The sequence below is a fragment of the Bacillus sp. G16 genome (genome assembly GCF_021282335.1).
Taxonomy (GTDB): domain Bacteria; phylum Bacillota; class Bacilli; order Bacillales; family Bacillaceae; genus Bacillus; species Bacillus inaquosorum.
This window is the reverse complement of sequence record NZ_JAJSOZ010000022.1, coordinates 38,665-52,340: the sequence shown is the minus strand read 5'-3', so window position 1 is coordinate 52,340 and position 13,676 is coordinate 38,665. Positions and strand designations below refer to the sequence as shown.

The window sequence follows — 13,676 nt, the reverse complement described above, 5'->3', positions numbered from 1 at the left end:
CTTCAACCGGATAACTCACTCTTGTCCCCATAGAAAAAACACCTCCAAGTCTAATTTCGGATAACAATCATCCGTATTCAAACTTGAAGGTGTTTTTATTTGTCTCATCTTATGGGGTCAGTCCCATCCGAAAGGTGTTTTTTTGTTAATCATTCACTTTGGCAACCTTGATTAATCCGTCGATTCGCTTTGATTTGCTGAAGTATGCTTTAATCTTGTCGCCTTCTTTTATATCAGACAAATCCTGATTTAATTTTTTTCCGTTGAAGATGATTTTCGTGCCGTTTTCTGCTTCTCCATGATACTCTGAACCGTCAATTTCCGTCACTTTATATTCCTCGATGGTGTATTCCTCTTCTTCCGAGGACAAAGTTTGTCCAATTGCTGTCGGAACATCCTTCAGCTCAAGATCATTTATATACATATAACCGCCTGCAAGTAAAAGCAAAAGCACTAACAGAATGGTAATCTTGGTTTTTATTCTTCCCATTTTTAAACCTCCAGCCAATATGAATCTATTCATTCATATGAGTTATTCCTTTTTTTCATGAATAAAAAACCGTAAATTCTCGTAAATTATTAATATAACGATGCATAACGGGAATATGTTTCACATTTCTGCAAAAATTTCTTTTCTATAGATATACGAATTTATGTTCTGGTTTTGGGGGATGAACATAAAAAAGATATAAAAAAGCAGCCTCCTGTTCAGGAAGCTGCTAGATCCTAATTCGTTTTTCGCATTTCGTTAAACGGGAAGAAAACAAACTTTGACGTACCCGCAATTTGTTTTTTCGTGAAGAGGCCAAGCCCGTTTCGGCTGTCCATTGAATTCCGGCGGTTATCACCCATCACAAAATACTTGTCATCAGGCACTTTAACCGGGCCGAAATCATCGGTCAAACGGTCATAGCCATCCTGCTTCGCTCTCTTTTTATTAGCTGTCAAATAAGGCTCGTCCACCTTTTTCCCATTGATATAGAGCTGGTCGTTTTTCATTTCAACCGTATCTCCAGGCAGGCCGATAATACGTTTGACATAGTGAACATCATCCCCGTTTAAAACGACGATGTCTCCTCTATCAAACTCGCCGATATATTTGACTGTCATATTGACAAAGACCCTTTCCCTGTTATGAAGTGTAGGATACATAGAGTCACCATCAACGACATACGGCGCAAAAATAAAATTGCGAATGAGCAAAGCGAGAACGACAGCAATCACAATTGCTTTTGCCCATTCTAACATTGATTTTTTCTTCGAAACATTTTCTGATTTCAACTGATTTCCTCCAATAAACAACGGTCTTCAATTTATGTTATCACGAATCGAAAAGAAATCCCATCAGGACCATTGAAGTGATTTTACAATCTATTAATCCTCATCTTCCACCCAAATCATACCTATCTTTTTCTTGTCGATCACAGCTAGCCCTGCATCAAATGTTGCTTGAGAAATTGGACTCCAGCAATCGTATAATACACAGAGACATCCGAAAGTAATGAAAGAAATAATCACATAATTTCAGCAGAGATGGGCTTAGAAGAAAGACAGCTCGTATGCTAAATCTTTAGATAATATATAAAAGGTTACGAGCAGGTCTTTTCATCTACTGCATTCCATTGATCGCCCAGTCCATGATACCCATGGTGCTTGACAAAATGATTCACATCATGAAGGTTACTGGAATGTTTGCGGCAGCCCATTTCACAGGTGACATATCCGGCCTGCATCCCGTTTTGCTTTCAAGATATTTTAAATATCATTGAAGCTCGAAAACATGGATCAGCCTCCAAAAAATAAATCCAATATATTGCCGGCAGTTGAAGATTCTTTATTATAAAACTCCGAATATCCACAATTCTTGCAGTAAACCACGAGAAAACGGTTATTCTGAACGTCAAACAACTTCGATAATCCCGTACCGGTTGTGGCTATTTCTTTTTGGCCCGCTTCAGTGCTTCCGCATTTTATACAGCCTTTATTGTTCATATCGTCAAGCTCCCTTTCACAACATCACGTTTGTTTTGATTTATTTTACTACAAAATACCATTTTCATGAACCATGCAACTTTAAAGTTTTCTTAATTTTATATATGAAATCCACAGAAATAAAAGCCGATTTTGCTGCTTAACTCGAGTGACTGGCTAAAAAAGATGCAATGATTGAAGAATCCCCCCCTTTTCGCGACATCATAAAAAACATAAGTATTTTTACCAATAAGTTTACGCTTATTGACTCTAGCAATAATACATATAAAAAATAGAGAATTTGAAAGGAGACTCCGTGAATGATTGATTATCCTATTAATATAAACAATGTTTCCGGGAACAGTGTAGTAAACGTAGGCGGCGCTTTTACGATCAGACCATTAACTGTGTCCAAATCTGTGTTTGGTTCCGGCGGCTTGAATACTGGAATTGTCATTGAGAACAATTTTGTAAGCCAGTCCAAAATGATTAACAGTCAATTTTCCGATCAGCATGTGACCAAAACATTGTAATTTCTGTCTGCTTTAAGCAGATACAAAACTCCTCGTTAACCGGATAAACGTCTTTTTATTCACCGCCTCCAGCACTCAGGCGGTTTTCTATTGGATCATTTTTTTGCAAATAAAAAAGCTCCCCCGAGATGAGGAAGCCTTTTGCTGCCTATTAGCCTTCTACGCGAACTTCTTTCATGACGTCGCCATTAGACATGTTTTTCGCGAATTCTAGTCCGCTTGTTACTTTACCGAATACAGTGTGAACACCGTTCAAATGTGGCTGAGGTTCATGCACGATGAAAAATTGGCTGCCGCCAGTGTCTTTTCCTGCGTGTGCCATAGAAAGTGCACCCGCTTCATGTGTATGCGGGTTTCCTTCTGTTTCACATTTGATTGTGTATCCTGGGCCACCTGTGCCAGTTCCGTGAGGACATCCGCCTTGGCTGACGAAGCCTGGAATCACTCGGTGGAATGTAAGCCCGTCATAAAAGCCTTCGTTCGCAAGCTTTTCAAAGTTTGCGACAGTGCCCGGTGCAGCTTCAGGGTAAAGTTCAAATTCAATTTTGTTACCGTCTTCTAATAAAAAGTAACCTGTTTTCAATTGTATGCCTACTTTCTTTATTTTAATTTTCAAAGGAGATTATGTATGATAGGTTATAGCCTGTCTCTCCTTGTCGCGGCTATTATACCACACCTTTCGGGGGAAAACGAATCTCCCGGCTTTACAAAAAATAAAAATGAAACCTTGATCTCTTTATCTCCGTCTAACCTAACGGAACTGTATTTTCATCATGATCACAGGTCCTCGCAAAGCAGCTCTATCCAGCTGCTTGTGAAATTGAAGGAGGTCAAACTGCTTTGAAAAAAATATGGATTGGAATGCTGGCAGCGGCCGTTTTGCTGCTGATGATTCCGAAAGTCAGTCTCGCGGATGCCGCAGTTGGAGATGTCATTGTAACTCTGGGTGCTGATTTATCAGAATCTGATAAACAAAAAGTGCTTGATGAGATGAATGTCCCTGATAATTCCACAACGGTAACCGTGACCAATAAGGAAGAACATGAATATTTAGGAAAATATATACCGAGCGCTCAAATCGGATCAAGAGCCATTTCTTCATCGTCAATAACCATTGCCAAAAAAGGCTCTGGACTGAATGTTGAGACGCATAATATCAGCGGCATTACAGATGAAATGTACCTAAATGCCCTGATGACAGCAGGTGTTAAAGATGCGAAGGTGTATGTTACAGCACCATTTGAAGTATCTGGGACTGCAGCTTTAACTGGATTGATTAAGGCGTATGAAGTTTCTTCTGATGAAGCGATCTCGGAGGATGTGAAGCAAGTAGCTAACCAAGAGCTTGTCACGACATCAGAGCTTGGGGACAAAATCGGTAACGAAAATGCAGCTGCGCTGATTGCAAAAATCAAAGAAGAGTTTGCTAAAAACGGTGTGCCTGACAATAAAGCTGACATTGAAAAACAAGTGGACGACGCAGCTTCTGATTTAAACGTCACACTTACAGACAGCCAAAAGGATCAGCTTGTATCCTTATTCAATAAAATGAAAAATGTTGACATCGACTGGGGACAGGTCGGTGACCAGCTTGATAAAGCGAAAGATAAGATTACGAAGTTCATAGAATCAGATGAAGGCAAAAACTTCATCCAGAAAGTCATTGATTTCTTCGTATCTATCTGGAATGCGATTGTTTCTATATTCAAATAAAAAAGCGCCGAGAAATCGGCGCTTTTTTATTGCTTTACACTCGTTTTAAAGGGCAGGTCAAGTTTGACAATATCCTCGTAAGTTTCTCTTTTCACGACTAAATGAGCTTCGCCGTTTTCTACAAATACAACGGCAGGTCTCGGGATTCGATTGTAATTGTTGGCCATGCTGTATCCGTATGCGCCTGTACAAAAAACAGCAAGAAGATCGCCTTCTTTTACTTCCGGCAGGTCAATATCCCAAATTAGCATATCCCCGCTTTCACAGCATTTTCCGGCAATCGTTACCGTCTTATTATGCGCTTCTCCGATACGGTTGGCTGTTGCAGCTTCATATTTAGCCTGGTAGAGTGCAGGACGAATATTGTCGTTCATGCCTCCGTCTACCGCGACATACTGGCGGACACCCGGCACTTCTTTTTGAGAGCCAACCGTATAAAGGGTTGTGCCTGCATCTCCCACGAGAGAACGGCCCGGTTCGATCCAAATTTCCGGAATGTCAAAACCGTAACGGGCAGCATTTGCTTTCACAGCTTCGATAATTTTTTCAACGTATTCAGTAGCGTGAAGCGGTTCATCTTCCTCCGTATAACGGATGCCGAAACCTCCTCCAAGATTCAAAACCTTGGATACAAACGAGTATGAATCTCTCCACTCGTCTAGTTTTTTGAAGATTTTTTCCGCTGCTAACACAAAACCGGCCGTATCAAAAATTTGTGAGCCAATATGGCAATGGACACCCAGCAGCTGAATGTGTTCTGATTGTAATACTTGCTCAATCGCCCGTTCAGTTTGCCCGTTATGAAGGTCGAAACCAAACTTTGAATCTTCTTGACCTGTTGTAATATAGTCATGCGTGTGCGCTTCTACTCCGGGTGTGATCCGAAGAAGAACATCAATGGAGTGTCCCGTTTCTTTACATAAGTCTTCCAAAAGCGAAATTTCATAGAAATTATCCACCACAATGCAGCCGATGTGATGCTCAAGTGCCATTCGCAGTTCTTCCCTGCTCTTGTTATTCCCATGAAAGTGGATGCGTTCTGCCGGAAAGCCTGCGGCAACAGCTGTATAAAGCTCTCCCCCGGACACGACATCTAAAGAAAGTCCCTCTTCTTCAGCAAGCTGAATCATTGCAACTGATGAGAACGCTTTGCTCGCATATGCCACCTGTGCTTTCAGCCCTGCAGTAATAAATGCCCGCTTAAAGCTTTTAGCACGCTCACGTATTAAAGCCACATCATATACGTAAAGAGGTGTGCCATACTTTTCTGCTAAATAGAGAGCGTCCACACCTCCGATTTCTAAATGCCCATGTTGATTTTGTCTGCTTGTGCCATGTAAGAACAATGTCATTCCCTCTTTCTCCGCTTATGGGTGAAAAGGACAGTTTTATCGACTGTCCCTTCATAATTAAGACATACATTATCATACTCTTCAGTCAGTTTCAATGCGATTATGAATTGGTAGGTTGTCTTAAGCGATTTCTTGGGTGAACGATACTAGGTCTTACTTTTGCGCCAGGTTTCGTTGTGCGGACCAGTACCTGCCACAGCGCCTTGCCATTAAAGGGCATCAGCGGCCATAAGTACGGTGTTTGGAGGGATTTGATGCTGGCCATGGCAATAATTAGCACTGTAAATCCGATAACGAGCCCTTTTACATGAAATAAAGCAACGAATATCATCAGGGCAAGCCGGCTCATTTTGTTTGCCAAGCTTAATTCATAACTAGGCGTCGTAAAGGTTCCGATTGCTGCAAGTGAGACGTACAGAATCACTTCAGGCGAAAACAGGCCGACTTCAATGGCAATCTGTCCGATCAGCACAGCGGCAATTAATCCCATTGCCGTCGATAAAGCTGTCGGGGTATGAATGGCAGCCATTCTGAGAAACTCAATCCCTAAGTCAGCTAAGAATATCTGCAGGATGATCGGGATATGCGTATCTTTATTTAAGCCGATAAATTTCATATTCTCGGGCAGCAGGTCCGGCTGCAGCACAAATAGAAACCAGATCGGAAGAAATATAGTAGAAGCAATGATACCGAAAAACCTTACCCATCTTAAAAAAGTACCGACTGCAGGCGCCTGTCTGTATTCTTCAGCATGCTGGACATGGTGGAACAAAGTCGTCGGCGTGATAATCACACTCGGCGATGTATCAACCATAATGATGACATGGCCTTCAAGTACATGATTAGCAGCCACATCCGGCCTTTCTGTATAGCGGACGAGCGGATACGGGTTGTAGCCTTGTTTAATGATGAATTCCTCTACTGTTTTGTCTGCCATTGTTAATCCGTCGACATCAATAGCGGCAATTTCTTTTTCGACGATGTCAACCAGATCCGGATCTGCAATATCTTCTATATAACAAATGCTTAGATCCGTTTTTGATCGCTCACCGACCTTTGTCATCTTGATGCGAAGACGTTCGTCTCTGATCCGCCGTCTGAGAAGAGCCGTATTGACGACGATATTTTCTACAAATCCGTCTCTGGCTCCCCTGACGACCTTTTCCGTATCGGGCTCTTCAGGGTTTCTGCCCGGATAGCTTCTAACGTCAATAATAAATGCGAAGCCTGCGTCTTCAACAATGACTGCGACTAGCCCCGACAGCACTTGGTCAGTCGTTTCATCCAGCGTTTTTACTTTTTCAACCTGGGCGTTAAGCAGCCTGTTTTCGACGATATCGACCAGGTTATCAGCGTCCTCTTTCCGATTGTTAATGGCAACAAGCTCTCTCATTAAATGAATGATATAGGCGGTATCAGATAGTCCATTTAAATAGTAAAGCTGTATTTCCTTGTCTAAAATGTTGAGCTTGCGAACCCCTACATCATAGCTGGTTCCCATTCCGACCCGATTTTTAAAATACGCTTCATTTTTGGCTGGATTCCGATAAACCCGGATTTTCTCTTCCTTGTGACCCGGCATGATACCCGCTCCTTTCTAAAATAAACTCGACCGCTTTCATGGTGATGGGCGACCCTTTTGAGATATCGTCTTTTCTCCCCATTTTGCCGATATCCCCGATGCCGACAATAAGCGGAAGATCAAGTTTATCAAGGCAATAGACTGTGTCTCCACTCATTCTATGTTCATCAAACTCCCTTTCTCCGCCTTTATCGACGCCGTATTCTGTTATTTCTCCATTGCGGTCAATGCTTACGTCAACTCTGGTCCATTCAGCTTGATGGGTTTTTGACGCGACCGCAATCACACCGAGCACTTCAATTGACGGATGGGTGGCGACATAGGTAAGAGCGGCTTCTCCCGGACCCTCTCCTTGCAGGCCTGAGTCGTCAAACATGACAAATACGGGATCATACTGCGCTGAGGTGATTAGCTTGACAAGCTCCGCGCCGCTGCGGATGGAGGGGTTCCCTTTTGATTGTGAAATACATCGCCCCCCCACTTGGCTTGCGGCGTATTCAATTGTTTTAGCGGCATACACGTCCCCGTCTGTTACCAGTATGACCTTTCGCTTTGTCGTCATGTTGACATTATCCTTTCGGTTTGAAAATAACAGCTACGAGAAAGGCGAAGAGAATGGCGGCTGAGATACCGGCAGATGTCAGCTCAAAAATCCCCATGCCGATCCCGATAAATCCGTGTATATGCGCCTGATGCATGGCACCATGCAGAAGACTGTGGCCAAAGCTTACGATCGGAACAGTGGCGCCCCCTCCGGCAAATTCAATAAATTTATCGTAAATGCCGAAACCATCTAAAATCGCTCCTATAACGACAAAGGACGTCATGACGTGGGCTGGCGTCAATTTAAATACGTCTAACAGCAGCTGGCCAACAATACAAATAGCTCCGCCGCATACAAAAGCCAAAAGGTAGTCCATGTTAAGATGCACCTCCTGCGCGCTCAAATACAACCCCGTGGGCGATGGTCGGGATGGTTTCTTTTTGCTGGACCATTGTCGGGCTTAACAACGCCCCGGTCGCCACGACAAATACACGGTTTAATTTTCCTTCTCTCAGCTGCTTAAAAATGTGAGAGTAGGTAACGACCGCTGAACATGCGCAGCCGCTCCCTCCGGCAAAGACCTGCTGATCCGGCGTATAAACCAGAAGCCCGCAATCATCATGCTTTGTGCCGACCGGATAGCCATCTTCTTTTAAGATGTCTTTTACGATGGGAGATCCGACGCCGGATAGGTCACCTGTCAGGATCAGATCATAGTCATCCGCTGTCCGGTTGAGGTCTTTAAAGTGCTGTTTAATCGTATCAGCTGCAGCCGGAGCCATGGCCGATCCCATATCAAACGGATCTGTAATTCCTAAGTCAGAAACCTTTCCGACAGTCGCGCTTGTGATTTGGATATCACCCGGTGTCTGACTGATGACAACAGCTCCGCTTCCAGTTACAGTAGACGTTGCAGTGTCCGGTTTTTGGCCGCCGTATTCCGTCGGATAGCGAAACTGTCTTTCCGCTGTGGCATTATGACTGCTGGTGGCAGCGAGAGCCCTCTTGGCAAACCCGCCGTCAACTAAGGCTGATGCGACAGCCACCGTTTCCATTGATGTTGAACAAGCGCCAAACATACAAAGAAACGGAATTTTCAAGTGCCTTGCCACATAATTGGCCGTCACGTTTTGATTCAGCAAGTCGCCTGCCAGCAATAGATCAATATCATCTTTTTTTAGATTACTTTTTTGAAGCGCCGCGTTTACAGCGTCTTCCATCAGCTGGCGTTCAGCCATTTCCCAGCTTTTTTGATTACAGTGCATTTCGTCATAGGTTTTATCATATAAGGAGCCGAGCGGCCCGTCTTTTTCCTTTGGCCCAGCTGCTGTTCCCGCTGAGTTGACAAATAAGGGATTTTCAAATACCCAGGTTTGCTTTCCTGTTAATTTCATTTTCTTCTCCTCCTACGACATCAGTTTCTCAAAAGCAAACCGAATCATTCCGACGATGTAAGCAGCCACAACACCAAAAACGATGACATTTCCCGCCAGTTTAAACATGTTTGTCGCTACTCCGAGCACAAACCCTTCGCTTTTATATTCAAGAGCCGCGCTTGCCATGCTGTTGGCGAAACCTGTGACCGGTACGGCTGAACCGGCGCCTGCAAACTGCCCGATTCTGTCATAGATGCCGAACCCGGTAAGCAGGGCTGATAATAATATCAGCGTTGCCGCCGTTGGATTTCCCGCTGTTTTTTCATTAAAATCAAAAAAATGGATATAAAAATTCTGCAGACCTTGCCCGATCATACAGATCAGACCGCCTACCAGAAAGGCTTTTACACAGTTCCATACGTAAGGCGGCTTAGGCTGATACGTTTTTACTTTTGATTTGTAGTTTTCTTTTATGTTTGTCATCTTGAAACCTCCTTATGAATGATCAATAAAATATAGCCAGTGAAATAAAGATCCCGCGATTTTTCCAATCACGATGGCCATTAACAGAATAATGATTTTACTTCTGAGCCCGATTCGTTTTGCCAAAATCGGCAGGACATTTAAAACCTCTGTAAGGGCAGCCGCAAGCATTCCGACAAACACACCTGCCAGCAGCCCGACCGGTACAGCAATCCATTTTGTTAAAAAAAGATGGTTCATATGAAGCGTCTCCCATCCCCCGCAAACAGCGCCAAGAATAACAGCCGCTTCATAAGCCTGAACGAATCTCATCGTTTTGGTGAGCTGCATCAGCCGCGGAATGATCCCCATTACGGTTAAAAAAGCAACGAAGCCAGCCCCCACCGTGATGCCTCCGCCGAGCCCGACAAAAATAATGAACAATACACTAGCGATCATGCAGATCCTTTATTGTTTCTTGATTCTCATGCATGGCCACATATTGGTCGAGATCAAGCTGATAGTTAAACATCTCAACCTCCAGCGGGCTGGGCTCTTCATTAAGGCGCTTTTTAAATATGTGGTTGAAAAACACGATCATCCCAAGTCCCAAACCGATGCTGTATGGGATTTGCAGCAAATATGGATAGTCATTCCTCTCTCCAGTTATGATTTCATAAAGTGCAATATGAACATCTCTCATGCTTACATCCTCATGAAAGTTCATGATGGCAAGACACGATCCGATAAACAAAAGCAGCCAGACACCAATAAACAGAACCGTTGATATTTGCCGTTTCCGGTACTGAATTTCAACAATGGTTTCTGCTCCGCCTACCGTTTGAACATCAAGTGTCGGATCTTGTAAATGAATGGCTTTGAGGACTTGTATGATATCCAGAATTACGATATTTTTATCTTTTTCGCTCACCTGATAGAGCGGCATAGCCGAAAGTTTCTTTTTCAGCTGAAGCTGTCCTTCAATTTGCGCGGCATCTCCAACCGTGATGATATCCCCCGGATGTGCCAGCACCCTGTGGCGAAGTCGGATAAATATACGTCGTTCCATCTTTGATCACCATCTTTCGGTGGTTATATATGTAGTATGTGGTTCGATTTTGTTCTCATTCATCCGCTTGAAAAGACCATAAATTACCACGCTTTTGCACACAAAAAAGCCAGCCTGCATCGCAGACTAGCTATCCGTATGATCCATTTGAACCTTGATCTGTTTTAATATTTTCTTTTCAAGCCTGGAAACCTGAACTTGAGAAATCCCGAGCCGCTCAGCAACCTCGGACTGCGTCTGGTCTTTATAATATCTGAGATAGACGATTAGTTTTTCCCTTTCCTCCAAATCGCTGATCGCTTCTTTCAGCGCAATCTTTTCAAACCACTTTTCTTCAGAGTTGTCAGCGATTTGATCAAGCAGGGTAATCGGATCTCCGTCATTCTCATAAACGGTTTCGTGAATCGAAGACGGAGCCCTTACTGCCTCTTGAGCGAGTACGACATCTTCTGCTTCAATCTCCAAATGATCGGCGATCTCCTGCACTGTCGGCACTCTGCCCAATGTTTTTGAAAGTTCATCCTTCGCGCGCCTGATTTTGTTTCCAAGTTCTTTCAATGACCTTGACACCTTTACGGTTCCGTCATCACGGATAAAACGCTGGATTTCACCAATAATCATCGGCACTGCATACGTTGAAAAACGCACATCATAGGTTAAATCAAATTTGTCAACAGATTTTAACAGCCCGATGCAGCCGATCTGGAAGAGATCGTCAGGCTCATAGCCTCTGTTTAAAAACCGCTGTACGACAGACCAAACAAGACGCATGTTTTTTTCTATGAGGAGGTCTCTTGCCTGCTGGTCGCCATTTTGGCTTTGCTTGATTAATTCCTTTACTTCATGATCCTTCAGCTGAGCGTTTTTGCCGTTCTTCTTAACCTCCACATCCATAACAAATCTCCTTAATTACAAAGCGCTTTGCTTTTTGATAAGTGCTTTGTTAAGCGAATCGTCGTTCCCATCTCAGGCGATGAATCGATACTGACATCATCCATGAAATTTTCCATAATGGTAAAGCCCATTCCAGAGCGCTCAAGCTCAGGCTTCGTCGTAAATAAAGGCTGGCGGGCTTCTTCAAGATCTGTAATGCCCATGCCTTCATCACGAATGGTCAAATATACGACATGATCTTCCAGCGTCACTGAAATGTAAACTTTCCCGTCACAGTTCTCTTCATATCCATGGATAATGGCATTCGTCACAGCCTCTGAAACGACTGTTTTGATTTCGGTCAGTTCGTCCATTGTCGGGTCTAGCTGGGCAATAAATGAAGCAACTGTCACACGGGCGAATGATTCATTCTGGCTGAGGGCAGAGAACTCGAGATGCATTTCATTTTTCATGATGCCACCCCCAGCGTCAGCAGCGCCTGCTGCTCGGATTGTTCAAATCGGATAATTTTAAACAGACCCGACATATCAAACAGCCGTTTCACCGCAGGAGAGATAGCGCAAACGACCATTTCCCCACCAATTTGCTTAATTTGCTTGTATCTTCCTAAAATAACGCCAAGCCCCGAGCTGTCCATAAAGGAAAGGTCCTCCAGGTTCAGCACAATATGGCGAATATCATCCTTCTCCAATGATTGAGTCACTTTTTGTTTCAGGGTTTCAGCCGTATGGTGATCGAGTTCGCCTGTTAATCGAATACAAAGCACAGATTCTTTGACATGCATGTCAATTCCAAGGCTCATGCTCATTCCTCCTTGATATGATCGGATAATGAGTGTTTCGATTTCGACGGAATGAATTCCTTCACCGTGACAAAACTAGTGGTCATTCGGCATAATTACTTAAATTTTGTCCAGTCTCCCATCGTCCGCTTCAAGAATGTTATGAACCCGGCTTTCTTCATATCTTCTTTAGCAGCAACAGGACTTTCAGCAAGCACTTCTCCATCCTTTTTCAGAACGAGAGTGCCAAGCTCTTGGCCTTTTTGAATCGGAGCACTTACATTGTCATTCATTTTGATTTCTTTTTTCACATTTTTCATATCCTCGCCTTTTTTCGTCAATATTGAAATCGGCTCAGATGTAGTGAGTTCGACAAATTTTTGTTTTCCTTTTTTGACCTTTACTTTTGCTACTGTTTCATTTCGTTTATATAAAGGATGCGTTTCATATTGACTAAAAGCGAAATCAAGCATCTTTGTCACTTGCGCGTTTCTATCTTTAGGTGTGCTCGCTCCGAACACAACCGCAATGGCCCGCATGTTTCCTTTTTTAGCTGAAGCTGTCAGACAATATTTGGCCTCTCCTGTATAGCCTGTTTTTACACCGTCTACGCCAGGATAAAATTTGATAAGCCGATTCGTATTGACAAGCCAAAACTTTTTATCTGTATTTTCGCGCAGATAATCCTCATACGTACCGGTAAACTTCGTGATTGATTCGTATTTCAATAATTCCTTAGCCATGATTGCCATGTCATAAGCAGAGCTGTAATGCCCTTCCTCGGTCAGTCCGGTCGGGTTTTTGAAGGATGTGTTTTTCAAGCCAAGCTCTTTTGCTTTTTTATTCATTTTCCTAACAAATTCTTCTTCAGAGCCGGAAATGAATTCAGCCATTGCTACGGAAGCGTCATTCCCTGAAGCGATTGCGATGCCTTTCAGCATTTCTTCGACAGTCATTTCCTCACCGGGTTCAAGGAAAATCTGTGAGCCGCCCATTGAAGCCGCATGCTCGCTCGTACGGACCTTATCACTCATTTTGATTTTGCCTTCATCTAAAGCTTCCATAATCAAAAGCATCGTCATAATTTTCGTCATGCTTGCAGGCGCCAGTCTCTCATTGCTGTTCTTGTTGTAAAGCACTTTTCCTGTGTCACGTTCTATCAGCACCGCAGACTTCGCTTCATGAGCAAGCTCCGATGTACGTTTTCCGTCTTGTTTTGCAAATGCAGACGGTGCAAATGTAAGCAGCATTATACCAATCAACAAAGTGGATAAAAGACGTTTCATCTCAAAAGCCCTCCATTTCATAATCCTTTTTATTTTTTCCAAGCGGGATGGTTTTATACCCCACTGATGGAAAATGTTTCGTATCTTTTTTGGCATAAAAAAAGAGAGCTGCG

General features: G+C 43.3%; 18 protein-coding genes and 1 pseudogene. 3 read left to right on the top strand and 16 right to left on the bottom strand.

Going from position 1 to position 13,676, the window contains the following annotated elements:
• Positions 1-145 precede the first annotated feature (145 nt).
• Both LWH95_RS19260 and sipS read right to left on the bottom strand, forming a co-directional pair.
• The gene (locus tag LWH95_RS19260) at positions 146-490 is read right to left on the bottom strand and encodes a hypothetical protein (RefSeq protein ID WP_003236697.1); all 345 of its coding nucleotides are present in this window, start codon (positions 488-490) and stop codon (positions 146-148) included.
• A 236-nt stretch (positions 491-726) separates the two neighbouring features.
• On the bottom strand, positions 727-1,281 hold the full coding sequence (gene sipS, locus LWH95_RS19255; RefSeq protein WP_060398946.1) for a signal peptidase I sipS: 555 nt from the start codon (positions 1,279-1,281) through the stop codon (positions 727-729).
• 356 nt (positions 1,282-1,637) lie between these two features.
• Here sipS and LWH95_RS19250 point away from each other — a divergent pair.
• Positions 1,638-1,843, top strand: a pseudogene (locus LWH95_RS19250) (hypothetical protein).
• On the opposite strand, the gene LWH95_RS19245 reads toward LWH95_RS19250, so the two are convergent.
• Entirely contained in the window at positions 1,786-1,992 is a 207-nt protein-coding gene (locus LWH95_RS19245; protein WP_003236703.1) for a zinc ribbon domain-containing protein, read from the bottom strand. The pseudogene LWH95_RS19250 and the gene LWH95_RS19245 sit on opposite strands and share 58 nt — an antisense overlap.
• A gap of 299 nt (positions 1,993-2,291) precedes the next feature.
• On the opposite strand from LWH95_RS19245, the gene LWH95_RS19240 reads away from it, so the two are divergent.
• A complete protein-coding gene (locus LWH95_RS19240; protein WP_003236705.1) occupies positions 2,292-2,504 on the top strand; it encodes a spore germination protein in 213 nt (70 codons plus the stop codon).
• Positions 2,505-2,655: 151 nt separating this feature from the next.
• Here the strand turns inward: LWH95_RS19240 and LWH95_RS19235 are convergent, their stop codons facing one another.
• Complete coding sequence (locus LWH95_RS19235) at positions 2,656-3,087, bottom strand: peptidylprolyl isomerase (protein ID WP_003223931.1); 432 nt, start codon at positions 3,085-3,087, stop codon at positions 2,656-2,658.
• A 257-nt stretch (positions 3,088-3,344) separates the two neighbouring features.
• Here LWH95_RS19235 and LWH95_RS19230 point away from each other — a divergent pair, with 257 nt between their 5' ends.
• A complete protein-coding gene (locus LWH95_RS19230) occupies positions 3,345-4,217 on the top strand; it encodes a DUF1002 domain-containing protein (protein WP_232920170.1) in 873 nt (290 codons plus the stop codon).
• Positions 4,218-4,243: 26 nt separating this feature from the next.
• Here the strand turns inward: LWH95_RS19230 and lysA are convergent, their stop codons facing one another.
• From lysA to dacF, 12 genes are all read right to left on the bottom strand, one after another.
• Positions 4,244-5,563, bottom strand: coding sequence for a diaminopimelate decarboxylase (lysA, locus tag LWH95_RS19225; RefSeq protein WP_232920171.1), 1,320 nt, complete (start codon positions 5,561-5,563; stop codon positions 4,244-4,246).
• Positions 5,564-5,669: 106 nt separating this feature from the next.
• Positions 5,670-7,151 (bottom strand): spore germination protein SpoVAF, encoded by a 1,482-nt coding sequence (gene spoVAF, locus LWH95_RS19220; RefSeq protein WP_232920169.1) that lies wholly within the window; start codon positions 7,149-7,151, stop codon positions 5,670-5,672.
• Positions 7,096-7,713 carry a stage V sporulation protein SpoVABEA gene (gene spoVAEA, locus LWH95_RS19215; protein WP_100274454.1) on the bottom strand — a complete coding sequence of 206 codons (618 nt, stop codon included), beginning with the start codon at positions 7,711-7,713 and terminating at the stop codon, positions 7,096-7,098. The genes spoVAF and spoVAEA overlap by 56 nt, the downstream gene beginning before the upstream one ends.
• 7 nt (positions 7,714-7,720) lie before the next feature.
• Entirely contained in the window at positions 7,721-8,071 is a 351-nt protein-coding gene (spoVAE, locus tag LWH95_RS19210; RefSeq protein WP_003236718.1) for a stage V sporulation protein AE, read from the bottom strand.
• Between the two features lies 1 nt (position 8,072).
• Entirely contained in the window at positions 8,073-9,089 is a 1,017-nt protein-coding gene (gene spoVAD, locus LWH95_RS19205) for a stage V sporulation protein AD (RefSeq protein WP_003236720.1), read from the bottom strand.
• A 12-nt stretch (positions 9,090-9,101) separates the two neighbouring features.
• The gene (gene spoVAC, locus LWH95_RS19200; protein WP_003236723.1) at positions 9,102-9,554 is read right to left on the bottom strand and encodes a stage V sporulation protein AC; all 453 of its coding nucleotides are present in this window, start codon (positions 9,552-9,554) and stop codon (positions 9,102-9,104) included.
• Positions 9,555-9,566: 12 nt separating this feature from the next.
• Positions 9,567-9,992 carry a stage V sporulation protein SpoVAB gene (gene spoVAB, locus LWH95_RS19195; RefSeq protein ID WP_003236725.1) on the bottom strand — a complete coding sequence of 142 codons (426 nt, stop codon included), beginning with the start codon at positions 9,990-9,992 and terminating at the stop codon, positions 9,567-9,569.
• Positions 9,982-10,602, bottom strand: coding sequence for a stage V sporulation protein SpoVAA (spoVAA, locus tag LWH95_RS19190; protein WP_019258805.1), 621 nt, complete (start codon positions 10,600-10,602; stop codon positions 9,982-9,984). The genes spoVAB and spoVAA overlap by 11 nt, the downstream gene beginning before the upstream one ends.
• A gap of 126 nt (positions 10,603-10,728) precedes the next feature.
• Entirely contained in the window at positions 10,729-11,496 is a 768-nt protein-coding gene (gene sigF, locus LWH95_RS19185) for an RNA polymerase sporulation sigma factor SigF (RefSeq protein WP_003236728.1), read from the bottom strand.
• Positions 11,497-11,507: 11 nt separating this feature from the next.
• The gene (gene spoIIAB / locus LWH95_RS19180) at positions 11,508-11,948 is read right to left on the bottom strand and encodes an anti-sigma F factor (protein WP_003236730.1); all 441 of its coding nucleotides are present in this window, start codon (positions 11,946-11,948) and stop codon (positions 11,508-11,510) included.
• A complete protein-coding gene (gene spoIIAA, locus LWH95_RS19175; protein WP_003223957.1) occupies positions 11,945-12,298 on the bottom strand; it encodes an anti-sigma F factor antagonist in 354 nt (117 codons plus the stop codon). Before spoIIAA ends, spoIIAB begins: the two co-directional genes overlap by 4 nt.
• A gap of 95 nt (positions 12,299-12,393) precedes the next feature.
• A complete protein-coding gene (gene dacF, locus LWH95_RS19170; RefSeq protein ID WP_148981927.1) occupies positions 12,394-13,563 on the bottom strand; it encodes a D-alanyl-D-alanine carboxypeptidase DacF in 1,170 nt (389 codons plus the stop codon).
• Between the last annotated feature and the right edge of the window lie 113 nt (positions 13,564-13,676).

What these genes read in the sequence shown, in the direction of transcription:
- LWH95_RS19260 (WP_003236697.1), bottom strand. Translation starts at nt 490, where the DNA reads ATGGGAAGAATAAAAACCAAGATTACCATTCTGTTAGTGCTTTTGCTT.
- LWH95_RS19245 (WP_003236703.1), bottom strand. Translation starts at nt 1,992, where the DNA reads ATGAACAATAAAGGCTGTATAAAATGCGGAAGCACTGAAGCGGGCCAA.
- LWH95_RS19240 (WP_003236705.1), top strand. Translation starts at nt 2,292, where the DNA reads ATGATTGATTATCCTATTAATATAAACAATGTTTCCGGGAACAGTGTA.
- spoVAF (WP_232920169.1), bottom strand. Translation starts at nt 7,151, where the DNA reads ATGCCGGGTCACAAGGAAGAGAAAATCCGGGTTTATCGGAATCCAGCC.
- spoVAEA (WP_100274454.1), bottom strand. Translation starts at nt 7,713, where the DNA reads ATGACGACAAAGCGAAAGGTCATACTGGTAACAGACGGGGACGTGTAT.
- spoVAE (WP_003236718.1), bottom strand. Translation starts at nt 8,071, where the DNA reads ATGGACTACCTTTTGGCTTTTGTATGCGGCGGAGCTATTTGTATTGTT.
- spoVAD (WP_003236720.1), bottom strand. Translation starts at nt 9,089, where the DNA reads ATGAAATTAACAGGAAAGCAAACCTGGGTATTTGAAAATCCCTTATTT.
- spoVAC (WP_003236723.1), bottom strand. Translation starts at nt 9,554, where the DNA reads ATGACAAACATAAAAGAAAACTACAAATCAAAAGTAAAAACGTATCAG.
- spoVAB (WP_003236725.1), bottom strand. Translation starts at nt 9,992, where the DNA reads ATGATCGCTAGTGTATTGTTCATTATTTTTGTCGGGCTCGGCGGAGGC.
- spoVAA (WP_019258805.1), bottom strand. Translation starts at nt 10,602, where the DNA reads ATGGAACGACGTATATTTATCCGACTTCGCCACAGGGTGCTGGCACAT.
- sigF (WP_003236728.1), bottom strand. Translation starts at nt 11,496, where the DNA reads ATGGATGTGGAGGTTAAGAAGAACGGCAAAAACGCTCAGCTGAAGGAT.
- spoIIAB (WP_003236730.1), bottom strand. Translation starts at nt 11,948, where the DNA reads ATGAAAAATGAAATGCATCTCGAGTTCTCTGCCCTCAGCCAGAATGAA.
- spoIIAA (WP_003223957.1), bottom strand. Translation starts at nt 12,298, where the DNA reads ATGAGCCTTGGAATTGACATGCATGTCAAAGAATCTGTGCTTTGTATT.
- dacF (WP_148981927.1), bottom strand. Translation starts at nt 13,563, where the DNA reads ATGAAACGTCTTTTATCCACTTTGTTGATTGGTATAATGCTGCTTACA.